This window comes from Sorangium sp. So ce836, from assembly GCF_028553905.1.
Classification (GTDB): Bacteria; Myxococcota_A; Polyangia; order Polyangiales; family Polyangiaceae; genus Sorangium; species Sorangium cellulosum_D.
Genome location: NZ_CP102233.1, coordinates 5,107,284 through 5,131,339, shown reverse-complemented (window position 1 = coordinate 5,131,339; position 24,056 = coordinate 5,107,284). Strand labels below are relative to the sequence as shown.

Annotated in this window: 18 protein-coding genes; 11 read left to right on the top strand and 7 right to left on the bottom strand. The window is 72.8% G+C overall.

Annotated elements, in window-relative coordinates; translation table 11 throughout:
* Positions 1 to 33 precede the first annotated feature (33 nt).
* Positions 34 to 2,907, bottom strand: coding sequence for a serine/threonine-protein kinase (locus NQZ70_RS18685; RefSeq protein ID WP_129575422.1), 2,874 nt, complete (start codon positions 2,905 to 2,907; stop codon positions 34 to 36).
* Positions 2,908 to 3,212: 305 nt separating this feature from the next.
* Here NQZ70_RS18685 and NQZ70_RS18680 point away from each other — a divergent pair, with 305 nt between their 5' ends.
* Together NQZ70_RS18680 and NQZ70_RS18675 are read left to right on the top strand one after the other, a co-directional pair.
* Positions 3,213 to 3,680 carry a hypothetical protein gene (locus tag NQZ70_RS18680; protein WP_237245418.1) on the top strand — a complete coding sequence of 156 codons (468 nt, stop codon included), beginning with the start codon at positions 3,213 to 3,215 and terminating at the stop codon, positions 3,678 to 3,680.
* A gap of 412 nt (positions 3,681 to 4,092) precedes the next feature.
* A complete protein-coding gene (locus tag NQZ70_RS18675; protein ID WP_129575420.1) occupies positions 4,093 to 6,114 on the top strand; it encodes a thioredoxin domain-containing protein in 2,022 nt (673 codons plus the stop codon).
* A 114-nt stretch (positions 6,115 to 6,228) separates the two neighbouring features.
* Here NQZ70_RS18675 and NQZ70_RS18670 read toward each other — a convergent pair whose 3' ends face one another.
* Complete coding sequence (locus tag NQZ70_RS18670) at positions 6,229 to 10,524, bottom strand: HEAT repeat domain-containing protein (protein ID WP_129575419.1); 4,296 nt, start codon at positions 10,522 to 10,524, stop codon at positions 6,229 to 6,231.
* A gap of 126 nt (positions 10,525 to 10,650) precedes the next feature.
* Positions 10,651 to 11,430, bottom strand: a complete 780-nt coding sequence (locus NQZ70_RS18665; RefSeq protein ID WP_237245417.1) for a sensor histidine kinase KdpD — start codon at positions 11,428 to 11,430, stop codon at positions 10,651 to 10,653.
* Positions 11,431 to 11,826: 396 nt separating this feature from the next.
* On the opposite strand from NQZ70_RS18665, the gene NQZ70_RS18660 reads away from it, so the two are divergent.
* From NQZ70_RS18660 to NQZ70_RS18650, 3 genes are all read left to right on the top strand, one after another.
* Positions 11,827 to 12,225: a response regulator gene (locus NQZ70_RS18660; protein WP_237245416.1), complete on the top strand. Its 399-nt coding sequence runs from the start codon at positions 11,827 to 11,829 to the stop codon at positions 12,223 to 12,225.
* A 222-nt stretch (positions 12,226 to 12,447) separates the two neighbouring features.
* Entirely contained in the window at positions 12,448 to 12,888 is a 441-nt protein-coding gene (locus tag NQZ70_RS18655; protein ID WP_129575416.1) for a response regulator, read from the top strand.
* A gap of 206 nt (positions 12,889 to 13,094) precedes the next feature.
* The gene (locus NQZ70_RS18650) at positions 13,095 to 14,084 is read left to right on the top strand and encodes a sensor histidine kinase KdpD (RefSeq protein ID WP_129575415.1); all 990 of its coding nucleotides are present in this window, start codon (positions 13,095 to 13,097) and stop codon (positions 14,082 to 14,084) included.
* A gap of 100 nt (positions 14,085 to 14,184) precedes the next feature.
* Here the strand turns inward: NQZ70_RS18650 and dapE are convergent, their stop codons facing one another.
* Genes dapE through ndk form a run of 4 tightly spaced genes read right to left on the bottom strand, consistent with a single transcriptional unit; the run spans position 14,185 to position 17,503 of the window.
* Positions 14,185 to 15,288, bottom strand: a complete 1,104-nt coding sequence (gene dapE, locus NQZ70_RS18645; protein WP_129575414.1) for a succinyl-diaminopimelate desuccinylase — start codon at positions 15,286 to 15,288, stop codon at positions 14,185 to 14,187.
* Positions 15,285 to 16,160 (bottom strand): 2,3,4,5-tetrahydropyridine-2,6-dicarboxylate N-succinyltransferase, encoded by an 876-nt coding sequence (locus NQZ70_RS18640; RefSeq protein WP_129575413.1) that lies wholly within the window; start codon positions 16,158 to 16,160, stop codon positions 15,285 to 15,287. The genes dapE and NQZ70_RS18640 overlap by 4 nt, the downstream gene beginning before the upstream one ends.
* A 42-nt stretch (positions 16,161 to 16,202) precedes the next feature.
* Positions 16,203 to 17,069, bottom strand: coding sequence for a hypothetical protein (locus tag NQZ70_RS18635; RefSeq protein ID WP_129575412.1), 867 nt, complete (start codon positions 17,067 to 17,069; stop codon positions 16,203 to 16,205).
* Positions 17,069 to 17,503, bottom strand: coding sequence for a nucleoside-diphosphate kinase (gene ndk, locus NQZ70_RS18630; protein WP_061629540.1), 435 nt, complete (start codon positions 17,501 to 17,503; stop codon positions 17,069 to 17,071). Before ndk ends, NQZ70_RS18635 begins: the two co-directional genes overlap by 1 nt.
* Positions 17,504 to 17,833: 330 nt before the next feature.
* On the opposite strand from ndk, the gene NQZ70_RS18625 reads away from it, so the two are divergent.
* From NQZ70_RS18625 to pstB, 6 genes are all read left to right on the top strand, one after another.
* Entirely contained in the window at positions 17,834 to 18,529 is a 696-nt protein-coding gene (locus NQZ70_RS18625) for a response regulator (RefSeq protein ID WP_020735531.1), read from the top strand.
* An 8-nt stretch (positions 18,530 to 18,537) separates the two neighbouring features.
* Positions 18,538 to 20,013 (top strand): ATP-binding protein, encoded by a 1,476-nt coding sequence (locus tag NQZ70_RS18620; RefSeq protein ID WP_129575411.1) that lies wholly within the window; start codon positions 18,538 to 18,540, stop codon positions 20,011 to 20,013.
* A gap of 87 nt (positions 20,014 to 20,100) precedes the next feature.
* Complete coding sequence (gene pstS / locus NQZ70_RS18615; RefSeq protein ID WP_165374036.1) at positions 20,101 to 21,216, top strand: phosphate ABC transporter substrate-binding protein PstS; 1,116 nt, start codon at positions 20,101 to 20,103, stop codon at positions 21,214 to 21,216.
* Positions 21,217 to 21,284: 68 nt separating this feature from the next.
* Positions 21,285 to 22,268: a phosphate ABC transporter permease subunit PstC gene (gene pstC, locus NQZ70_RS18610; RefSeq protein WP_237245415.1), complete on the top strand. Its 984-nt coding sequence runs from the start codon at positions 21,285 to 21,287 to the stop codon at positions 22,266 to 22,268.
* Complete coding sequence (gene pstA, locus NQZ70_RS18605; RefSeq protein WP_129575410.1) at positions 22,265 to 23,179, top strand: phosphate ABC transporter permease PstA; 915 nt, start codon at positions 22,265 to 22,267, stop codon at positions 23,177 to 23,179. Before pstC ends, pstA begins: the two co-directional genes overlap by 4 nt.
* Before the next feature lie 9 nt (positions 23,180 to 23,188).
* Positions 23,189 to 24,046 (top strand): phosphate ABC transporter ATP-binding protein PstB, encoded by an 858-nt coding sequence (gene pstB, locus NQZ70_RS18600; RefSeq protein WP_237245414.1) that lies wholly within the window; start codon positions 23,189 to 23,191, stop codon positions 24,044 to 24,046.
* Positions 24,047 to 24,056 lie beyond the last annotated feature (10 nt).

Here is a 24,056-nt window from a genome sequence, read left to right as displayed (position 1 = left end):
CGCGCGAGAGAAATGCGCCGCGGGCGGCGCAGCTTACTCGGCCTTGGCGACCCGGGACCGCCGCTTGTGACGGCGCCGCTTCGCCTCGGTGTGATCCTCGTGCCCGTTGCCCTCTTTCTCTGCCGTACCGGCGTCGCCGCGGGCGGGCGTCGAAGCCGCCGGCTCGCGGGCCGAGGACGAGGACGATCGCTCGCGCGCCTTCGTCTCGCGCGTCGCGACCTCGCGCGACGCGCGCTCCGCCGGGCCGCGCGCCGCGGGCTTGTCGGCCTTCGACGCCGCGCCGCGCGCCGCCACCGCCGGGCTGCGCGGGGCGGCCTCGCTCCTCGCGGGCGGCTTCGCCGCGTCGGCCTTCGCGACGGCGGGCTGCGCCGTCGGCGCGGCGGCCGTCGCGGGCGCCGCGGCCCCTGCGCGGGGCAGGGCCGCGAGGGCTCGCGGGGCATCGCTCCCCTGCCCCGCTGCGGCGGGCGCGAGCGCACCGGCCGCAGCGGCGGCGACCGCGGGCGCGCCGGCGGCCTGCGCCGTCGCCGCGGCCGCGAGGACCTGCGCCGCTGCGGCGCTGGGCGGCGCCGCAGCACCGGTGGACGGCGCCTCCGCGGCCCCGGACGGCGCCTCCGCGGCCCCGGACGGCGCGTCGGCGGCCTCGGCGCCGGGCGCAGCGGCCTCGGCGCCGGGCGCAGCTGCCTGAGCCGCCTCCCCCGGCGGCGCGGCCGCCTCGCCCTCGACGTCGAGCAGCGCAGCGGCGGCGGGGGCGCGCGCCGCGATCTCGCGCCCCTTGCCCACCACGACCGCGCCCGCGAGCGCCATCACGGCGGCCACGGCCGCGAACCCGACCGCGCGGCGCCGGGCGCGCGCGCGCCCGGGCGCGCCGAGCGCCCTCAGGATGGCCTGACGCATCTCGACTGCGCTCTGGAAGCGGACGCTCGGGTGGCGCGCCAGCGCGCGCATCACCAGCTCGTCGACGAACGGCGGGATCTGCCGCGCCGGGGCGCGCTCGCGCAGGCGCTCGGGGCTGCCCTTGATCTTCGCGTCGAGCAGCGCGACGAGGCTCGGCTCGACGAACGGCAGGCGCCCCGTGAGCATCTCGTAGAGGACGCAGCCGAGCGCGTACAGATCCGCGCGCCCGTCGATGCGCCCCGACGCGGCCTGCTCCGGCGCCATGTACTCGGGCGTCCCCACGATCGCGACCGCGGCCCGGGCCGGCCCCTCCCCCGCGCCGGTCGCGTCCGCGACGCCGTCGCCCTCGCCGCGGTCGTCGGCGAGGCACTTCGCGAGCCCGAAATCGAGCAGCTTCAGGCCGGCCTCGGCGATGGAGGGCGAGGCCTCGGCGCCGCTCGGGCGCGTCAAGAACAGGTTCTCGGGCTTGATGTCCCGGTGCACGAGGCCCTCGGCGTGCGTGAGCTCGATCGCGCTCAGCACCTTGACCGCCATGGCGAGCGCGTCCCTCCAGTCGATCGCGGCCCCGCGGGCGAGCACGGCGTCGAGCGTCTCGCCCTCGAGCAGGTCCATGCCGCAGAACAGGCGGCCATCCGCGGCCATGCCGAAGTCGTGGACCTTCACGAGGTGCTCGTGGGAGAGGCGCGAGAGCACGCGCGCCTCGCGGCGGAAGCGGCTCGCGACCGCGTCCGCCGCGGAGTGCTCGGCGGAGACGACCTTGAGCGCCACGCGGCGCCCGAGGTCGACGTGCTCCGCCTCGTAGACGGTGCTGCTCGCGCCGGTGCCGATCTCGCGCAGCAGCCGGTAGCGCGTGCCGGGCAGCATGCCCTCGTCGCCGCGCTCGGCCGAGGCCATCGCCTCGGCGCGGGGGCTCACCGGCGTGACGGCCGCGGCGCGGTGCGCCTTCGCGGCGGCGACGAGGGCCGCGAACTCGCCGCGCGAGCGCCCCGGCTCGCCCGGGAAGAGCCGCTGCATCAGGTGCGCGGCCCGCGCGCGCACGCCGCGCTCGCCGCCCGGCAGCGCGGCCGCCGCGCCGAGGAGCGCGGCGAGGTCGCGCGCGGCGGCGCGGCTCGACGGGTACCGGGCTTCCCGATCGAAGGCCGTGAGCCGCGCGATCGCGGCGTCGAGCGTCGGCGGCGCCCCGAGCGAGAGGGCGATCGGCGGCGGATCGTTCTGGTTGCGCGCGACCGCGGCCATGTGCGTCTGCGCGTCGCCCTGGAGGAAGCGGCGCCCCGCGCACAGCTCCCAGAGCATGATCCCGAGCGCGTAGAGATCGACCCGCGCGTCGCCCGGGTCGCCGTTCGCCACCTCCGGCGCCACGTAACCCGGCTTCGCGAACACGACGCCCGCGACCGTGTGGCAGCGCCGGTTCTGTCCGCGGGCGGTCCCGAAGTCGATGATCTTCACGTCGCCGGAGAAGCCGAGCATCACGTTCTGGGGCGACAGGTCGCGGTGGACGATGCCGAGCGCGGCGCCCGACGGGTCCTTGCGCTCGTGCACGTGGGCGAGCGCCTCGGCGATCATCGTCGCGATCGCGACCGCCTCCGCCCAGTCGAAGCGGTGCCCGAGCTGCACCGCGCGCGCCCGGACCTCGCCGAGGCTCCGGCCCTCGACGTGCTCGACGACCGCGTACGGCTCCCCGGTCGCCGGGTCGACGTCCGCCTCGATGACCTGCGCGACGCCGGAATGCTGGAGCTGCGCCTGCACCCGCGCCTCGTCGAGGAAGCGGGCGATGTAGCTCGGATCCGACGCGTGCTCGCGGCGGATGATCTTCACGACGACGGGGCGTTCGGCCCCCTCGAGGCCGGTCGTGGAGGCGAGGAACACCTCGCCCATGCCTCCCCGAGCGATGCGCCGCAGGAGCACGTAGCGGCCGAGCGGCCGGGGAACATCGTCCGCAGCGAAGCCGCTCTTGGTGGGCTCATGCGAGGGCGGAAGAACCGGGCGGGGCACGGTCGCGGAGGAGTTCGCCATGAACCGAACCTATCGGATGTAGGACAAGGTGGGCCAACTTCGCGCTGGCGCGGCGAAACGGGCCGCGCTCCCGCGGCGCCGCCGCCGCGCCACACCGTTTCGACACAGGGGCTCTCCAGGTTATCCACAGGGTTATCCACACCCTGTCGACAAGTCGCGGCTCCGGGCGGTCGTCCTGAGCGGCGCATGGATCCGTCCAGGGTGACGACAAACCGTCGCGTTCTGCTGGAGTCCGGCCCATTGCTCTCCTCTCGGGCCTCGGCTACTCCTTGGCAGGGATGTCGCGACACGCCGTCCAGCGCCTGATGACCTTGCTGACGTTCGCGTTGGCGCTGGTCCTGCCGCTGCGAGCGCGCGCTGCGATCGTTCCGGTCTGCGACGACGACCGGATGACGATCGTCGCGCCGCCGGACGAGCCGTCGTGCACCGTCCTGACGAGCGTCGACGACGAGACGGGCGAGACGAGGGCCGCGCCGATCTGCGATCCGCGCGGCGCTTCCTCGGTCGCGCCGCCGCGCACGCTGCCGATGACCGACGACCGGATCGACGCGGCCCCTGGATGCGACGGGGGCGACCTCTGGCCGAGGGTCGGGCCGAACTCGGGTCGCCCCGGCCCTGTGAGCGAGCTCTCCAGCCCGCCGCAGCAGGCGGTGCTCGTTCCGGAGCTCGTCCTGCCTGCCCCGTGCGCGTCCGTGGAGGTCTTCTCGTTCCTCGCGGTCTCCGGCGGGCCGCGCGCCGGCGTGGCGCAGGGCGTATACCACCCGCCTCGATGAGGCGAGCTCGCCGGCCAAGCCGCCCCCGATCGCGCCGCGTGGTCTCTCGGAGCCTGCTGCGGGCGATCCGTGCCGGTCTTGCCGCGAGATCCGGAGCGTTTGCCGGTCTGAACCGAGCCCGCTAGGCGCTCGTCCGGGCCCACGTCGCGCAGGCTCGCCCTCTCGAGGGCGGCGCGCCTCGCGCGACGGAGGCCGGATGCTGGCGCTGGCGTGACCGGTCCAGAGCGGTCCCGGCGCTCCGCCGGGGGCTGCAGCCGCGCCGCGCGGCGGCGGCTCCTTCGGCCCAGGGTGGCTCGCCGCCCTGGGAGCTCACGAATGGCGATCTTGTCGCGAGCGCGCACCTGGTGTCGCGCCCGCGTTGAAGGAGGGGCCCGCCTGGCGGCGCTCCACCACCGTTGAGAGAGGAAACATCATGAATAAGGGAACAGCCATCGTCGGCTTTCTTCTCTGCTTCATCGCAGGGATGGGGCTGATGTGGAGTATCGATCGGAGCGCCGGCTCGCGCGGGCATGAGATCTCGGCGGCCGTCGACGACGGCCAGCCGTGGAGCGACGAGGACGCGGCGGTGCCCGTGTCGTCGAAGGACCCGGTGTGGGGCGCGCGGACGGCGCCGGTGACGATGGTCGTCTTCAGCGACTTCGAGTGTCCGTTCTGCAGCAGGGTCGAGACCACGATCAACCAGCTCAAGGACAAGTACGGTTCCGAGAAGCTGCGCATCGTCTGGAAGAACAACCCGCTCCCGTTCCACAAGAACGCGCGTCCGGCGGCGCTCGCGGCCGAGACCGTGTTCCGCCTCGGCGGCTCGAAGGCGTTCTGGAAGTTCCACGAGCTCGCCTTCCAGAACCAGAAGAGCCTCACGCCCGACAACTTCGAGAAGTGGGCCGTCGAGGCCGGCGTCGACAAGGCGAAGTTCAAGGCGGCGTACGATCGGCAGGAGTACATGGCCAAGATCGACGCCGACATGGCGGTCGGCAAGTCGTCCGGCGTCACCGGCACGCCCGCCTCGATCATCAACGGCGTGTTCCTGAGCGGCGCGCAGCCGGTCGACAAGTTCACCGCCGTGATCGACGAGCAGCTCAAGGCCGCGCAGGCCGCGATCGCCGCGGGGACGAAGCCCGACAAGGTGTACGCCAAGCTCGCCGCGGAGAACAAGGCGAAGGCGCCGCCCCAGAAGGACCGCGAGCGCCCGCAGGAGGACGACAAGACGGTCTGGAAGGTGCCCGTCGGCGACGCGCCCGCGAAGGGCCCGGCCACCGCGCTGGTCACCATCGTCGAGTGGTCCGACTTCCAGTGCCCCTTCTGCAGCAAGGTCGTCCCCACGATCGACGAGATCCTCAAGACCTACGGGGACAAGGTCCGGTTCGTCTGGAAGAACAACCCGCTCCCGTTCCATCAGCGCGCCGAGCCCGCGGCCGAGCTCGCCATGGAGGCCCGCGCTCAGAAGGGCGAGAAGGGCTTCTGGGATGCGTATGAGCTGCTCTGGAAGAACCAGCAGAAGCTCAACGACGAGGACCTGCTCGGCTACGCCAAGGAGCTCGGGCTCGACGTCGAGAAGGTGAAGGCCGCGATCGCCACCAAGAAGCACGGCGCGTCGATCTCCGCGGATCAGGAGCTCGCGGACGACCTGCAGGCGTCCGGGACCCCGCACTTCTTCATCAACGGCCGCCGGCTCGTCGGCGCGCAGCCGATCGACAAGTTCAAGGCGATCATCGACGAGGAGATCAAGAAGGCCGAGGGGCTGCTCGCGAAGGGCGTCGCCGCCAAGGACCTCTACGCCGAGATCATCAAGGACGGCAAGGAGCCGCCGCCGCCCGAGCGCAAGGAGGTCGCCCCGCCGGCGCCGAACAGCCCGTGGAAGGGCGGCGAGCGCGCGAAGGTCGTGATGCAGGTCTTCTCGGACTTCGAGTGCCCGTTCTGCAAGCGCGTCGAGGACACGGTCTCGCAGATCTCGAAGACCTACGGCGACAAGCTGAAGATCGTGTGGCGCCACCGGCCGCTGCCGATGCACAAGAACGCGCCGCTCGCGGCCGAGGCCGCGCAGGAGGCCTACGCGCAGAAGGGCAACGCCGGGTTCTGGGCGTACCACGAGGTGCTCTTCAAGAACCAGGGTCAGCCGGACGCCTTCTCGCGCGCCTCGCTCGAGAAGTACGCCGAGGAGCAGGGCCTCGACATGACGAAGTTCAAGAAGGCCCTCGACGCGAACACCCACAAGGCGTTCGTGGACTCCGAGAACTCCGCGGCCGACAAGGCGGGCATCAGCGGGACGCCGGCGTTCGTCGTGAACGGCTACTTCATCAGCGGCGCGCAGCCGTTCTCGAAGTTCAAGAAGCTGATCGACAAGGCCATGAAGGAGGCCGGCGAGACCGCTCCTGCCGTCACCAAGAAGCCGGCGCCCGCCGTGCAGCCGGCCGCCGCGCCCGCCGCCCCCAAGTGAACCGCCCGAGCGCGGTCTGATCTCCCGCCGAACCTGACCCACCCGCCCGAGGGGCGGCTCCCGATGACCGGATGAGCCGCCCGCCTCCCTGCCCTCCGCGGGCCCGACGAGGCGTCAGCCCGTGGTGCGGAACCGCGAGCGCCCCTCGGAGATCCACCACGCGCGGTAGCGCTCCTGGGCGGCCTCCCGCTCCTGTCGCGGCAGGTCCTCGTAGTAGCCGAAGTACTCCCGGGTGATGCCCTTCAGCTCGTCGATGGCGGCGCGGCGGATGGCGGGCTTCTCGTGCGTGAGCGCGTCGATGATCCACTCGATGCGATGGCGCTCGCCGTTCCTCGACCACCACGCCATCCACTTGCGCGCGTCGCGGCCGAGATCTTCCCGCGTGATGGCGGTCAGCGCGCGGGCCGCCGCCTCGACGATCGCGTCGTGCGGATCGGAGAGCGCGCTGACGAGCGCCGGCACGCTGGAGCCGGAGCGGATCTCGGACATGGTGTCGATGGCGGTCAGCCGCCGCGCGGGCGACTCCTCCCGGTCGCGCGCGATGTGATCGAGCCCCTGCAGGATCGGGCCGCCCGCGGGCGGCGCCGCGATCAACAAGGCGGCCGAGCGGACCGCGATCCGCCGGACGGCGACGTTGTCGTCGAAGAGCCGCGGGAGCAGCGCGTTGGCGGCTTCCGGGTACGGCAGCTCGCCGAGCACGTGCGTGGCCCAGAAGCGCACCTCGGGGTCGGGCGAGGCGCTCCGCACCGTCATGAAGGGAAGCGCCGGGCGCCGGATCGCGACGATGAGCTCGAGCAGCGGCCCGCACTGGGAGGCAGGCGGCGCGGCGGCGACGCTCGCGGCGCCGTCCGGGCCGGCGAGCTGCTCGCGGAAGCGCTGGCGATCGACCCGGAGCGGACCGGGGAAGCGCGCGGCGACGATCGAGATCGCCGTCTCTCCGTTGCGCACGAGCTCGGCGAACGCCCGCGAGCCCGCCTCGCCGCCCGCGAGGACGTGCTGCACGAGCGAGCTGTACTCCGCGCGCAGCTCGCTGGCCGGAGACGGCGAGACCGCGGCGCGCCGCTCGGACGGGGGCCGCGGATACACCGCGGCGGCCTCGAGGGCGACGGGCGTGCGGCGCCAGTGGGGGCGCGCGGCGACCGACGACGGCGCCGGCGCGTGATCCCGCTGCTCCTCGGCGCCGGGCTTGATCGAGCTGTCGAGCATCCACGGCGGCCGGGAGTACCGCTTCGTCCGCGCCTCTTCAGGCTCGCCGAGATCGAAGTCCTCGGACCGCGCGTGGGTCAGCGCCGCGGGGATCTCGAGATCGGGGATCTCGTCGATGGCTGGCGGCGAAGGCGGCGCCGTGATGACCGGCGACGCCGGCGCCGGGACCGCCTGCATGAGCGGCTGCGTGACCGCCGGCATCATCGGCGCGGTGACGGCCGTGCCCGACACGACGTCCGCGCCCGCCTCGAGGCCGAGCCGGAACTGCGGCTCGGCGCCCGGGCTCGGCGCGTGCGGCGCCGCGGCCGGCGGGATGGTCGAGCTGAACGCCATCGCGTGCGCGACGCCCTCGTCCGGCCGCACGGGATCGGCCTCCACGCCCGTACCGCGGAGCCCGAACGCCCGCGCGACGGCATCGATCCCGGAGCCGCCGTTCTCGGTGGACCAGCCGCCCTGGGGTCGCGGGCCGTTCGGCTCGACGTCCGCGCCGTCGGCTCGCTGTGGCTCGCCCGCGCCGAGGGGCTCATGCGCGGCGGGCGGCGAGGATGCGTCGTCGGCCGCGGCCGGCCCGTGCGCCTCCGCGCGGACCATGCTGCTCAGCTCCATCAGCGCGGCGCGGGTTCGCATGGAGAGCGGGCCCTCCTTGGCGTGCTCGTCGCCGTCCTCGTCCTGCGGCGCGGCGGCCTCGTGCGGCGGCGCGGACGACCTCCGCGCAGGCGCGGCGGCCTCGTGCGGCGGCGCGGACGACCTCTGCGGAGACGCGGCGGCCTCGCGCGGCGGCGCGGACGACCTCTGCGGAGATGCGGCGGCATCCTGGGCTCCGCCGCTCCGGTTCAGCTTCTTTCGCAGGATGAGCCGCTCCAGCACCGTCGTCGCGACCCCGGCGAGCGCGATGAGATCGCCGATGCTGGAGAGCTCGACCGAGGCGGCGCCGTCGTCACCGTAGACGAGCGCCACGACGCGGCCGCGCACGACGATCGGGACGACCGCCACCGCGGCCGCGTGGATCTTCCTGCCGAGCTCGCGCTGGAGCTCCGCGTCAGGGGCGCTGCCGGCGAGCGCGGCGACGAGCGGCGCTCGGAGCGCGCGCGCCCTGGCGAGGGCGGTGGGACGATCGAACGGCACGGCGATCTTCGTGACGCGATCGCGCTCGGCGCCAGGGCCTGCGGCGTTGCGGCCCTCCGCGCGCTCGCCGTGGACCGTGAACAGGACCGTGTACTCGAAGTACTGCTGCGCGAAGTCGAAGAGGACCGCGAGCACCGCCTCGCTCGAGTCGACCGAGGCGAGCTCCTGCTCGGCCATGGCCAGCGTGAACGGGCCCTTGCGCCGCTGCGCCGTCGGCGCAGACCGGCCCGCCTCGCGCATCGAGCCCTTCGCCGCCGGTGCGCTCGCCGAGATCGCGGGCGCGGGCGCCGCAGGTGCGGCGACGACAGGCGCGAGCGCCACGGGCGCGGAGACCGCAGGAGCAGGCGCCGCAGGTGCGAGCGCAGCGGGCGCCACGGGCGTGGTCTCCGCCGGCGCTGTCGCTGCAGGCCCCACGGGTGCGGAGGCCGCAGGGACGGGCACCGCTAGCGCAGAGCCGCCGGGCAGGCGCGGCTGCGCCGCTGCAGCTTGCGGCGCCGTGTCTTGCGGAGCGCGGTGCGCGGCCGACGCCCGCTTCAACCAGCCGGTCAACAGGTGCGTGCCCGGCGCCCGCGAACGCGCGCCGGACGGCGCCGGCGGCGCCACCGGCCTCACGGGCGGCGCCGTTGACTTCAGGGGCGGCGCCGGCGTTGCCACGGCCGGCGCTGGCGTTTCCACGGCCGGCGCCCTCGCCTCCACCGCAGGCGCCGCGGGCACGTCGTCCGCTGCCGCGAACGCCGCGAGGCGCGGCGCGAGCTGCTCGGAGCGCGGCGTCGGCTCTGCCGGCTCGATCGCGGGCTCTTCCTGCGGCGCAGCCAGGTGGCCGGCAGGCGCGGTCTCCTCGCCCTGAGCCGCCGCGGCGACCTCGCGCTCCGCCGGCGCCGCAGCGCCCGCTTGGCCGCGCCGCGGAGCGAGCTTGGAGAGGCGCGAGGCCAGCGCCTCTGCCCCAGGCGTGTGCGCCTCGAGGTAGCGGAACGAGGGCAGATCGATCGGGTACTCCGCGACGACGGTCGGCTCGTCGTCCAGCTCGTGCAGCGGCGGCTTCCTCGGCGTGGGGACGGCTTCATTGAGCGAGACCTCCGCGACGACGGTGTCCTCGTCGTGGATCGAGGTCAGCGCCTCGACCGTCGGAGCATCGTCGATGCTCGCTCGCTTCTTCTGCTGCGCTTCCGCCGTCTCCTCGCGAGCGTGCGCTCCCGCGGCCTCCTCGCGCGCCATCGAGGCCGGCGCCTCGACCGTCGGAGCATCGTCGATGCTCGCTCGCTTTTTCTGCCGCGCTTTCGCCGTCTCCTCGCGCGGATGGATGCCGTCGGGCAACGTCGCGTCGGCGTCGACATCGGCAGGCGCGACCGCGTCCGCTCCCGCAGGCGACGCCGCGTCGGCCGCTGCAGCCGGAGCCGCCGCTGCCGCCGCGAGCGAAGGCGCGTCGACCGGCGCAGGCGCGACCGGGTCGGCTCCTGCGGGTGGAGCCACATCCGCGCCGGCGGGCGACGCCGGCGGCGGAGGCGCTCCCGGCGGGAGCGCAGCGGCGGCTGCGGAGGCGGGCTCGACCGGCTCCGCCGGGCTCGGCTCGGCGCGCGCGTCGAGCTGCTTCACGAGCCGCGACAGGCGCCGCTCGAGTGCGATGCCGTAGTGCTCCGCGAGCGCCTGGCGGATGCGCACCAGCGGCGCGGCGAGCTGCCGCAGGTTGACCCCCAGCGAGAAGCTCAGCTGCTCCGCGACGGCCGGCGCGAGCGGCTCGGCCGTCGCGATGACCAGCGTCGGCTCCGGCTGCGAGGCCCCCGCCGCCGCGCTGTCGACGCCCGTGCGCACGTCGAGCGGGAACACGCGGTGCTGGACCGCGAGCTCAGCCGGGATGGTCCGGAGCACGTCGGGCGACGCGGGCCGGAGCCGGCCGACGGCGGGCGGGAGCCCGAGGCTCTCCGCGAGCAGCGCCGTGAGCTCGCGCTCGCTCACCGCGCCGAGCTCCAGCACGTTCGTGGCGAGGTCGCCGCCATGGAGGACTTGGCGGGCGATCGCCTCCTCGACCACCCGCATCGAGGTAACCCCATGCTGCACGAGGAGAGAGCTCAGCGTCGGCATCGAGGCGCATTCATCGTTGTGCGGTGGAAGTTGGAGCACGCTCGCGACGTGCGACCCGGTTCATCCTAGACGAAGTCTCTATCGGACACGATCCGCGCGTTGGAGCCCTCGGAAGGGTCTCCTCCGTCACCGGCCGCTCGCCGCGTCGCAGCGACCTTCCGTCTCCGGCAATCGGGTGGGAGGATCCCTCCCAACGCCGCCGAGGAAGCAGGTGAAGCGCAGCCCGGTCGCGGACAGGTCCGCGGCCGATGCCGGCGCGCCGCCGTCCGCGCGCTCGGACGACGGCTCCACGGTCAGCCCGCCCCCGTGCGCGCCGAGGATTCCGTGCGCGATCGCGAGCCCGAGGCCGAGCCGCTCGCGGCGGCGCGGCGCGACCGGGTCGGCGGGGATCGCCGCCCGCTCGCCGAACGGCTCGAGCAGCCGGGCGAGCGGCTCCGGCGGGACGGGGCCCGCCTCGTCGACGACGGTCACCACCGGCGCGCCGTCGGCGCTCGAGACGCGGACCTGCACCGGCCGATCGCGCGATCGCAGGATGGCGAAGCCGAGCACGTACTCCAGCGCCACCCGGAGGAGCTCCGGATCGCCCTCCACGGTCGCGGCACCGTCGGGCCCGGCCTCGAACGAGATCTGCACGCCGCGCGCGGCGGCCATCGCCTCGAGCTGCCCCGCGGCGCGCCGGACGAGCTCGGCCGCGTCGCAGCGGGCGATCGACATCGGTCGGCTCGCGTCCGCGCGGAGCCAGATGGAGTTGTCGAACTCATCGAGCAGCCGCTTCAGCCGCTCGCCGGCGCCGCGCACGCGCTCCAGCATGTCGCGCGGCGCTGGTCCGAGATCCTTCTGGTAACGCAGAAGGTAGTGCACCCCGGCCAGCATGGTCGCCAGCTCGCCGCGTAGGTCGTGGCCCACTCGCGCGAAAAACTCGTCATCCATCCACATAGACGCCTGCTCCGAATATGCAGCAGCGCGGACCTCGAGCATCAGACGAGCAAGCCAACTGTCGTCGGGACCGCCCCGAAACAACCGTCGCCAGGCGCTGAGGGCGAACCGCGCAGAGCCCCCATCTGCGCTGGACAGTTGATGGTTGCGGATAAGCGACCTGGGCACAAGGTGTACCCGGGGCTCAGGTTTCGCCTCCACCAACGCAGGGGGACCTTTCCAGGAACGCCGGCGGGAGGTCGTCGCCTGATGCCTCGCATCGAAGCCCGAGCACCTGGGGAGCGCCGTCAGCCGAGCCGCGAGCGGGGGAGCATGTCCGAGGCAGAGCGCAGAGAGTCCGCCGAGCAACACGACGAGGATACCCTCGTGGTCGAGCGACGCCGCCGGGTCCTCATCGTGGACGATGATCCCGATTTCCTCGTCATGGCGGAGGCGGCGCTCGCCGCGCACGGCTTCCTGGTCGAGCGGGCGGCGGGTGGGCTGCGCGGCGTGTTCCTCGCCACACAGGACGTGCCGGATGTGATCCTGTGCGACCTGAGGATGCCCGGCATCGACGGGTTCGTCGTCGCCGAGGCGCTGCGCGCCGACCCGGCGACCCAGCACGTCGCCATCTTCGCGTGCACCGGCCGCCGCGATCTCGAGGCCCGCGCAGCCCTCAACGCCTCGGCCTTCGACGGCGTGCTCGTGAAGCCCGTCGACTGGGACAGCGCCGCTCGTTTGCTCCACGAGATCATCGGCGCCCGCCGGCCCTACGGGCCCACCTAGGGTACGTAAGGAACAACCTTAGACCCCTTCAGGCCAAGTGCAGGGCGACCCCTGCGCGGGAGGGGAAATGCCCGGCATCCGGCCGGCAATAAGGTATACAAACATCGCGTGACCCGAGCGGATCGCCCCCCTACATCACCTGCGTGAGAGACCGGCCGCACGATGTCGGGCTCGTTCGCGCTCGATCGGGCGGCGCGCCGAGGAATGGAAAGGTTCACTGGGATGGAAGTGAAGTGTGACGACAACACGTTCTCGCCGCTCGTCCTGGTCGTGGACGACTTCCAGGACAACCGGGAGATGTTCGCGGAATACCTGTCCTTCTCCGGGTTCCGCGTGGCCGAGGCGGCGACCGGTCGGGAGGCGCTCGATCGCGCCTTCGAGCTGATCCCGGACCTCATCCTGATGGATCTGTCGCTCCCCGAGATCGACGGCTGGGAGGCGACGCGCCACCTCAAGAGCGACCCGCGCACGAAGCGGATCCCCATCGTCGCCCTCACCGGCCACACGCTCGCGGGGCACTCGCGCGAGGCGAAGGACGCGGGGTGCGACGCCTTCCTCACCAAGCCGTGCCTGCCGGACACGCTCGTACTCGAGATCCGCCGCCTCCTGTCGCGCGAAGGCGACGCGCGGGGCCCGTCGCCGCAGCCGGAAAGAACGACCTGACGCGCCGCGAATCTGCTCTCCAGCCATCCCGCGAAACCGGCGCACGGCGCTCGCGCCCCGCGCCCGCGACCCGCGACCCGCGACCCGCGAGAGAAACAGCGCACCTGCGCTCCCGCGCCGCCATGACTTGACTGAGGCACCACCTGACTATCCCGAGCACGGTCTTTCTGGCTAACTGATCGCTTGAGAGCCAAGAGGGAGCGAGGATGGCGGGGGTGACGAGGAAAAAAGCCGGAAAAGACGCGGCGGACAGCGCGGATGGAGCGCCCGGCCGCCCGCTCCGCGGGCGCGCCACGGCGGTGCCCCTGCGCTCGCCGAAGAGGGGAGCGGCGTCGGCTGCGGCGGCTGGGCCTCGCTCCGCGGGGCCGGCGACCCTGCGCGCCAGGGCGCCCAGGCGATCGAAGGCGGACGCGGACCGGCACGCCCCGCGCGGCGACGCGGCCGAGCGCGAGCGGCTCGAGGAGCAATGCCAGCGGCTGGAGCGCCGCGCGGAGACGGCCGAGCGCATGCTCCGCGAGACGGTGTCCACCATCTCGCACGATCTCAGGAACTCGCTGAGCGTGATCGTGGTCAGCGCCCGCATGCTGATGCGCTCGATCCCTCAAGAGGGCCCGGGGCGGCGGCAGCTCGAGGCGATCACCCGCGCGGCGGACGACATCAACCAGCTCGCGCAGGACCTGGTCGACGCCATGAGCATCGAGAACGGCTCGCTGAAGGTCGGCAAGGGCGCGCACGAGGTCGAGCCGATCCTCGACCGGGCGATCGAGCTCATCGCCCCGACCGTCGCGCTGAAGCCGCTCGAGATCGCGAAGGAGCTGCCGCACGACGTGCCGCCCATCGCGTGCGACCGGGAGCGCATCGTCCAGGTCATCGCGAACCTGCTCGGCAACGCGATGCGCTTCACGCCCAAGGGCGGACGCATCACCGTGCGCGCGGAGCCCTCGGGCAACGACGCGCGGTTCTCCATCTCCGACACCGGCCCCGGCATCGCGCCGGACCAGCAGCCGCTGCTCTTCGCCCGCCACGCGCCCGCTCGCCGGCCCCTCGGGCAGGGGATGGGGCTCGCGGCGTTCGTCACCAAGGGCATCGTGGAGGCCCACGGCGGCACGATCTGGGTCGAGAGCTCGCCCGGCCAGGGCAGCACGTTCTTCTTCACCATCCCGGCCGCCGGTCTCTCGGTGCGCGCAGCGCCCTGACCGAGAGCCCGCGCACGCGGAAGAGCGCGGCGCGCGCCCTCGACAGCGGAGCGCGCGCCGCGGGCACGCTCGCGGTGCGCGCTCAGCAGGCGCGCGGCCGTCAGGCCGGCCCGAGCGCCGAGAGCCAGCGGCGGAGGATCGCGCGGCCGTCGGACAGCTTGCGCAGCGACGCCCACTCGTTGCGCTGGTGCGCCTGGGCGTTCTCGCCGGGGCCGAAGTTCACCGCGGGCACGCCGAGCTCTGCGAAGCGGGCCACGTCGGTCCACGCCTGCTTCGGCTCGACCGCGGCGACGCCGGCCTCGCGCAGCGCCACGACGAGCGGGTGCGACGCGTGCGGCAGCGCCGACGGGCTGAGATCGCGCCACTCGATCTCGGCGCGGCCGCCCACGAGCGCCTCGATGGTCCGCTGCGCCTCCTGGATCGAGGTCCCCGGCGGGAAGCGGTGGTTCAGGTTCATCGTGAACTCGTCGGGCACGACGTTCCGCCCGCGCCCGCCCTGCGCCATCGTCGCCGTCGTCACGGCCCGGTAGACGAACCCGTCGATCTCGACCTCGCGCGGCGCGAGGGCGGCGAGCTCGACCAGGAGCGGGCCCGCCTTGTAGATGGCGTTCTCCCCCTGCCACGGCCGCGCGCTGTGCGCCGTCCGCCCGCGGAACGTCAGCCCCGCGTGCAGCGAGCCGCTCGCGCCGAGGCTCAGCTTGTTGTCGCTCGGCTCCAGGCACACCGCGAGATCGAGCGCGCGGAGGCCCGGCTCGCGCTCGATGACCAGCGCGAGCTCGTTCTCGAGGTACGGCCCCTCCTCCCGGGCGTAGAACACGAGCGTCAGATCGACCCCCGCGATGTCCTCCCGCGCGCCCTCGGCGAGGTCGAGCATCAGCGCGAGGCCCGACTTCATGTCGCTCGCGCCGGGGCCGTAGAGGCGATCCCCCTCGATCCGCGGCGGCCCGTCGTGCGAGGTGCGCACCACGTCGAGGTGCCCGGCCAGCGCGATCTTCGGGCCGCCCGTGCCCTGCGTCACCTGCGCGACCAGCGAGTCGCCGTGACGGCGCACCGGCGCGGCGAGCTGCGCCCGACCGAGCCGCTCGGCCACCGCGGCGCACAGCTCCTGCTCTTCCCCGATGGGCGACGGGACCGAGCACAACCAGAGCAGCGTGTCCGCGAGGGCGGCCGCGGCCGCCGCGTCCCGATCGGGCCGCGCGCTCACACCGGCACCGCGAAGTCGCGCAGCGCCGCGTTGAGCGACACCTTGCGGTCGGTCGCCTCGCTCCGCTTGCCGATGATCAGCGCGCACGGGATCGAGAACTCCCCCGCGGGGAAGCGCTTCGGCCGTGTGCCCGGGATGACCACGCTGCGCGCCGGCACCCGGCCGCGGTGCTCGACGATCTCCGGCCCCGTGACGTCGAGGATCGCCGTCGACGCGGTGAGCACCACGCCGGCGCCGAGCACCGCCTCCTCCTCGACGACGACGCCCTCCACCACGATGACGCGCGAGCCCACGAAGACGCCGTCCTCAATGATCACCGGCCGCGCCCCCGGCGGCTCGAGCACCCCGCCGATGCCGACGCCCCCGGCGAGGTGCACGCCTCGCCCGATCTGCGCGCAGCTCCCGACGGTCGCCCACGTGTCGACCATCGACCCCGCGCCGACCCACGCGCCGATGTTCACGTAGCCGGGCATGACGATCACGCCCTGCTCGAGGAACGCGCCGTAGCGCACCGTCCCCGGCGGGACGACGCGGACGCCCGCCTTGTCGAGCCCGCGCTTGAGCGGGATCTTGTCGTGGAACTCGAAGGGGCCGACCTCCATCACGCTCATGCCGCGGAGCCCGAAGTAGAGCAGGATCGCCTCCTTGATCCACGCGTGCGTCACCCACCGGTGCGGGGCGCCCTCGCCGCCGGACGCCGCGCCTTCGCCGCCCGCCTGCGGGGTCTTGTCGGGCTCAGCGACGCGGAGCAGGCCTTGGTCGAGCTGCTCGATCGTGCGGAGGACCGCGGCCTCGTGCGCGGGCGAGCGCAGGAGCTCGCGGTCGCGGAACGCCGCCTCAACAAGGGACTTCAGGGATTCGTCGGTGGCCATGGCGCCGCCTTTAGCACGGCCGCGACAGCACCGGCAGCGGCGTCAGAACGTCATGGTGACGACGCGGCCGCCGGGCCCCTCGACGAGGTCGACGCCCGCGCGGCGCGCGACGACGCGGGCCACGGCGGCGGCCCGCTCGCCGCCGTCGCGCAGCACCACGTCGAGGGCGACCGCCGGCGCCGCCTCGCGCGGGCCGCGCTCCGCGATGCGCACCGTCGAGCGCCCGTCCGGCAGGCGGGACACGGCGAGGTGGGGGCTCGCGACGCCCGCGGCGCTGACCATGCCGACGGCGAGCTCCATGAGCCCGCTCACGGCGCGCACGTCGCCCTCCACCTCGTTGGCGCGGCCGTCCGAGGAGGCGACCGAGATGCCGACGACGGGCCGCCCCTCGACCGCGGCGGCGCTCCAGTTGCGGAGCACGTCGATGAGATCGAGCGGCGTCGGGCGCAGCTCGAGCGTCGCGATCACGAGCTCGGACAGGCGCAGCGCGCCGCTCAGCTCCCGGGCCGTCCTGCGCACCGACGCCTCGAGCGCGAGGCGCTGCCGGGCGTCGATGCCGCGCTCGGCGCCGGCGCGCTCCCCGCGGCCGCGCCCCGCCGGGGCGCCCGCGGCGGCGCGCGACAGCTCGTCCGTGAGGCGCGCGACATCGACGCCCGCGTGCTCGAGCACCGCGCACGCGGCGTCGGCCGCCGCGGCGTCGTCGGTCTCGACGAAGCCGTCGCGGACCGCCGCGGAGAGGCTGTCGAGGGCGGCGACCAGCGCCGCGCACCCCTCGCACACCTCCGGCAGCGCGAGGGCGACCCCGCGCGGCCCGACGCGGCGCGAGCCGAGCAGGTGGGCGAAGCTCTCGATGCCTGCAGCGCCGTCCCGCGCCGCGCCGAGCGCAGCGGCGAGCCGCTCGCCCAGCATCAGTTGGTCGCGCTCGGAGCGACCTCGTAGCCTGCGAAGAAGTAGGCGATCTCGCGCGCGGCGGTCGCCGTCTTGTCGGAGCCGTGGACCGCGTTCTCGCCCACGCTCGCCCCGTGCAGCTTGCGGATCGTCCCCTCCGCCGCCTTCGCCGGGTCGGTCGCGCCGATGACCTCGCGGTACTTCGCGACCGCGTCCTCGCGCTCGAGGGCCATCACCAGGATGGGGCTGCGCGACATGAACGTCACGAGCTCGTCAAAGAAGCCGCGCCCCCGGTGCTCGGCGTAGAAGCCTTCCGCCTCCGCGCGGCTGAGGTGGATGCGCTTCATCGCTTTGATCGTGAAGCCCTCCTGCTCCAGGCGAGCGATGATCGCGCCTGCCTTGTTCTTTTCCATTGCGTCGGGCTTGATGATTGAGAGGGTTCGCTCGAGGGCCATGGGCGGGCCAGTTAGGCGAAAACTCCGAGCGTTGCAAGCGCCACGCATTCCGTCCTCAAGGTCCGCGACCGGTCTCGCTGCGCGTGGCCTGCGCGCCTCCGCGCTCCCGCCGTTCCCGCCCGCCTGCGCCTCGCCGCTCCCGGCCGGTCTCCCGGCGGCGCCCAGGGCCGCCTCCGATCGGGCCGTCCGCCGCCCGGCGCGCGCCGCGGCGCTCCCGTCGACCTCGCGCTCCACCGCCTGCTCGCAGGCGCTGCGCCTCGAGGGATGGACGACGCGCGGCACGCGCGATCGCCATGAAGCTGTCACAATGCGCTGCTACACCCATCGGCCATGCCGAGCCACGTGCTCATCGTCGAGGACGAGCGCGACCTCCAGCGCGTCCTCACGTACAACTTCCGTCAAGCTGGCTTCGATGTGGTCTCCGCCGGGAGCGGAGAGACAGCGCTCCGCGCGGTCAAGGAGGAGCGGTTCGATCTCGTCCTGCTCGACCTGATGCTCCCGGACATGTCGGGCACCGAGATCTGCCGCCGCCTGAAGCAGAACCCGCAGACCTCCGCGGTCCCCGTCATCATGGTCACGGCCAAGGGGGAAGAGATCGATCGGATCGTCGGCTTCGAGCTCGGGGCCGACGACTACGTCGTCAAGCCGTTCAGCGTGCGAGAGCTCATCCTGCGCGCCCGGGCGATCCTCAAGCGCTCCGAGAGCCCCACGTCGGCCCCGGAGAAGTTCGATTTCGGCATCCTCCGCGTCGACCGCGCCGCGCACAGGGCGTGGGTGCAGGAGAACGAGATCGCGCTGACGGCGCTCGAGTTCCGCCTGCTCATGATGCTCTACGATCGCCGCGGGCGCGTGCTCTCGCGCGACCTGTTGCTCGACGAGGTGTGGGGCTCGCACGTCGACGTCACCGCGCGCAACGTCGACACCCACGTGAAGCGCGTCCGCGAGAAGCTCGGGGCGGCCGGCGACTACATCGAGACCGTGCGCGGCGTCGGCTACCGGTTCCGCGCCGAGCCCGAGGCCGCCTAGGGGCGCTCATGCTCGTGTTGAGGCGGCTCGGCATCGGCGCGAAGCTCGTAGCGGCGACGGTGCTCGTCCTCCTCGTCGCGGGCGTGCCGATCGAGCGCCTCGCCGCGCGCGACATGGAGGCGGCGCTGCTCGCGGAGCACAGCCCGCGCGCCGCCGTCGACGCGGCCCTCTCGCGCTCGCGGCGGGCCATGCTGTTCGGCATGGGCGCCGTGATCGTCGTCGCCATCTCGGTCGGCGCCGCCACAACCTTCTTCATCACGCGCCCCATCCGGAGGCTGACCCGCTTCGCGCTGGCGATGTCCGAGGGCGACCTGTCGACGCGCGCGCCCCTGCGCGGCTCGGGCGAGCTCCGCCAGCTCGCGCGCGCGCTCAACCACCTGACGAGCGAGCTCTCCCGCTCCATCGCCGAGGTCCGGACCGAGCGCGATCTGCTCGCCGGCATCCTCGACGGCATGAGCGAGGGCGTGCTCGTGCTCGATCGCGACGGGCGGATCCTCCTCGCCAACCGGGCGCTGCGCGCGATGGCGTCCCTCGGCGAGGACGCGCTCGGCCGATCGGTCATCGAGTCGATCCGCAACGCGCGCCTCACCGAGGCGATCCAGCTCGCCGGCCAGCGGGACGAGCCGGTCGACGTCGAGGTCGAGCTCGGGCGGACGCTGCCGCGGCGGCTGCTCGTGCGGGTGTCGCGCCGGAAGGCCCCGGCGCACGACGCGCTCGACGCGCGCGCGGAGCACGACGGCGCGCCCACGGAGCCCGGGCTCATCGCGGTGTTCCACGACGTCACGGATCTCCGCCGGCTGGAGACGATCCGGACCGACTTCGTCGCCAACGTGTCCCACGAGCTCAGGACGCCGGTCACCGCGATCAGCACCGCCGCCGAGACGCTGCAGCTCGGCGCGCTGCAGGATCCGCACGAGGCCGCCGAGTTCGTCGACGTGATCGATCGGCACGCGAAGCGGCTCCGCCAGCTCGTCGACGACCTGCTCGACCTGTCGAAGATCGAGGCGAAGAACTTCCGCCTCGCGCTCGCCGATCTCGACATCGCCCCCGCCATCGAGCACGTGACGCGGCTGCTCGACGAGGCGGCGCGCCGCCGCAGGGTCACGCTGACGGTCGACGCCGCCGCGCTCCCGCCCGCGCGGTGCGACCGCCGCGCGCTCGAGCAGGTGCTCATGAACCTGCTCGACAACGCCATCAAGTACGCGGGCGAGGGCGCGCACGTCACGGTGCAGGCCGGCTCGGTCGATCAGCAGGTGACGATCGCCGTCGCCGACGACGGCCCCGGCATCCCTCCCCACCACCTGGGCCGCATCTTCGAGCGGTTCTACCGCGTCGACGCCGGCCGCTCGCGCGACCTGGGCGGCACGGGGCTCGGCCTCGCCATCGTGAAGCACCTGGTCGAGCTGATGAACGGCTCGATCGAGGTCGAGAGCGCCATCGGCCGCGGCACCAAGTTCACCGTCCGCCTCGCGCGCGCCGCGTGATCCCCGCGATGTCGGGAAAATCCGGTATTCGCTGTTCCACCCTGCCGTCACACGGTTGTCACAAAGCTCGACTACGCCTGACGGTGCATGGCTCGAATTCTGCTCACCCTGGCGATGTTCCTCCTGGCCGCTGGATGCGGTCGCTCCGACGGTCCCCAAGAGACCAGCTCGCTGCCCGGCTCGAAGCCGAACGCGGCGCCTCAGCCGGCCGCCGATGGGGAGGTCCCCCTGACGGGCGCGGGTGCCACGTTCCCGTATCCGCTTTATACGAAGTGGATCTCCGAGTTCCAAAAAGCCAACTCCAAGGTCAAGATCAACTACCAGTCGATCGGCTCCGGCGGCGGGATCCGGCAGATCACCGAGCGGACCGTCGACTTCGGCGCCACCGACGCGCCGATGACCGAGGAGCAGCTCGCCAAGGCGGCGGGCATCCTGCACCTGCCGACCTGCCTCGGCGCCGTCGTGCTGACCTACAACCTCGAGGGCGTGCCCTCGGGGCTGAAGCTGACGCCGGACGCGGCCGCGCAGATCTTCCTCGGCAAGATCAAGAAGTGGAACGACCAGGCCATCCAGCAGGAGAACCCGGACGTGAAGCTCCCCGACAAGGAGATCGCGACGGTTCATCGCTCGGACGGCAGCGGGACCACCAAGATCTTCGTCGACTACCTGAGCGCGGTGAGCCCGGAGTGGAAGAGCGGCCCCGGGACCGGGACCAGCGTCAACTGGCCGGGCGGCCTCGGCGCCAAGGGCAACGACGGCGTCTCCGCCCTCATCACGAGCACGCCCGCCTCGATCGGCTACATCGAGCTCGCGTACGCGATGCAGAACAAGCTCACCTTCGCCTCGCTCAAGAACAGGAGCGGCAAGTTCGTCGCCCCGTCGCTCGAGAGCACGACCGCCGCGGGCGCGGGCGCCGCCGCCAAGATGCCCGACGACCTCCGGATGTCGATCGTCGACGCCGAGGGCGAGGATGCGTACCCCATCGCCGGCTTCACCTACCTCCTCGTCTACCAGGAGCAGAAGGAGCTCGCGAAGGGCAAGGTGCTCGCCAACTTCGTGAAGTGGGCGATGCAAGACGGCCAGAAGTTCACCAACGACCTCCACTATGCGCCGCTGCCGACGGCGGTCGTCGAGAAGGTCAACAAGAAGCTCGCCACGCTGGTGGGCCCTGACGGCAAGCCCCTGCTCACCCCGACACCATGAAGGACGGCGCGTCAGCGGTGCGCACGGCGCTCCGCCGCGCGCCGCCGGCGCGCGCGCAGGATAGGTCCATGAGCACGGTAGAAGTCCCCATGCAACAAGCCGCCTCGACAGCGTCGGGGGGCGACGTGGCGCGCGGCACGCGCGGCGCGGATCGAGCGTTCCGCGTCATCCTGACGGTGTTCGGCCTGACGGTGCTCGCGGTGCCCACGCTGATGGTGCTGGAGCTCGTCCGGTCGTCCCGGCTGGCCATGGACAAGTTCGGCCTGGCGTTCCTCACCGGCACCGTGTGGGACCCCGCGCGCGAGGAGTTCGGCGCGCTGCCGTTCATCTACGGCACGGTCGTCAGCGCGGTGATCGCCATCGCGCTCGCGGTCCCCGTCTCGCTGGGCCTCGCGATCTTCCTCTCGGACCTCGCCCCCCACCGGATCCGCAAGCCGCTCGGCTTCATGGTCGAGCTCCTCGCGGCGATCCCGAGCGTGGTCTACGGGTTCTGGGGCATCGCCGTGCTCCGCCCCTGGCTCCAGGAGACGATCGAGCCGTTCCTGATCGAGCACCTCGGCTTCCTGCCGCTCTTCGAGGGCCCGCCGCTCGGCGTCGGCATGTTCGCCGCGGGCGTCATCCTCGCGATCATGATCGTCCCCACGATCACCTCGGTCTCGCGCGAGGTGATGCAGGCGGTCCCGCAGCTGCACCGCGAGGCGGCGGTCGGGCTCGGCGCGTCCGCGTGGGACACCATCCGCTACGCGGTCCTCCCGTCGGCGCGCTCGGGCATCATCGGGGCGATCATCCTCGGGCTGAACCGGGCGCTCGGCGAGACCATGGCGGTCACCATGATGATCGGCAACTCGCCGAAGATCAGCGCGTCGATCTTCCACCCCGGGTATTCGATGGCGAGCGTCATCGCCAACGAGTTCGTCGAGGCGACGAGCGACATGTACGTGTCGGCGCTCTCCAACGTCGCGCTGCTCCTCTTCGGGGTCGCCCTCCTCCTCAACCTCTTCGCCCGGTGGCTCGTGAGCTCGACCAAGAGCAAGCTGGAGAGACGCGCATGAGCAACGACGCCCCTGCCCCCGCGGCGCGCCCCTCCGCCGCCGCTCGACGCACGCTGCTCGAGCCGGCGCCCGGCGAGCGCCTGCGCCGCGCCCGCAGCTACTTCTTCGAAGGCCTCTGCGTCTCGAGCGCCGTCGTCGTCCTGGTCCCGCTGTTTCTGATCTTCATCTACGTGGTCAGCAAGGGCCTGAGCGGGCTGTCCCTCGACTTCTTCACCCAGCTCCCGAAGCCGCCGCTCGGCGACGAGCGGAGCGGCATGGGCAACGCGGTCGTCGGCACGCTCATCCTCGTCGCGATCGGCTGCTGCATCGGGCTGCCGACAGGCATCCTCGCCGGCATCTACCTCGCCGAGATCGGGCGGGGCAAGCTCGCGAGCGCGATCCGGTTCATCGCCGACGTGCTCGGCGGCGTGCCCTCGATCACCATCGGCGTGTTCGTCTACGCCCTCGTCGTGGTCCCGATGAAGCGCTTCTCGGCGCTCGCCGGCGGCGTCGCGCTCGCCATCGTGATGCTCCCGACGGTGACCCGCACGACGGAGGAGCTGCTCAAGCTCGTGCCCGCGCACCTCCGCGAGGCGTCGCTCGCCCTCGGCGTCCCGGAGTGGCGCACGAGCCTCCTCGTCGTGCTCCGGACGGCCTCGCCGGGCATCGGCACCGGCGTGATGCTCGCCGTGGCCCGCATCGCCGGCGAGACCGCGCCGGTGCTCCTCACCGCGCTCGGCTTCCAGTACTGGAGCGTCGCCGTCGACCGACCCATCGCCTCGCTGCCGGTGCAGATCTGGAGGAACGCGACCTCCCCCTACCCGAGGTGGCAGCAGGAGGCCTGGACCGGCGCGCTCGTGCTGATCGCCCTCGTCTTCTTCCTCAATCTGCTCGCCCGAATCGTCACGTCCCGGAGCGTCAAGGCGCGTTAAAGGCACCCGATGAGCTCGTTCGACTCACCGCACGATGGACAGGCCGGACAACGCCGCGGCGGGCTCGACGCAGAGGGCGACCGCCGCTCTGCGGAGCCCGAATCCGAGGCGCCGCCGGCCAAGATCAGCGTCACCCGGCTGAACGCGTACTTCAACAAGTTCCACGCCATCCACGACATCACGCTGGACATCCCCGACGGCCAGGTCACCGCGGTCATCGGCCCGTCCGGATGTGGCAAGTCGACGTTCCTGCGCTGTCTCAACCGGATGCACGAGCAAGTGCCCGGGGCCACGGCGAAGGGCTCCGTCATGATCGACGGCGTGAACATCTATGACAAGGCGGTCGACCCGGTGCGACTGCGCCGCCGCGTCGGCATGGTGTTCCAGAAGCCCAACCCTTTTCCCACCATGTCGATCCGGGAGAACGTCCTCGCCGGGCACAAGCTCAACGGCGTCTCCGTCAAGGATGCGACCGGCCTCGTGGAGAAGTGCCTTCGCCAGGTCGCGCTCTGGGACGAGGTGAAGGACAAGCTCGATCAGTCCGGGCTCTCGCTCTCCGGCGGCCAGCAGCAGCGGCTCTGCATCGCCCGCGTGCTCGCCGTGGAGCCCGAGGTGATCCTGCTCGACGAGCCGTGCTCTGCGCTCGATCCCATCGCCACCGCGCGCATCGAGGAGCTCATCGATGAGCTCAAGCAGCGGTATACTTGCGTGCTCGTCACGCACAACATGCAACAGGCCGCGCGGTGCTCTGATTACACGGCTTTCTTCTACATGGGGGATTTGGTGGAGTTCGACAGAACCCAGACAATCTTCACCAACCCGAAGGAAAGCAAGACGGAAGACTACGTCACCGGTAAGTTCGGCTGAGGGGAGTGGG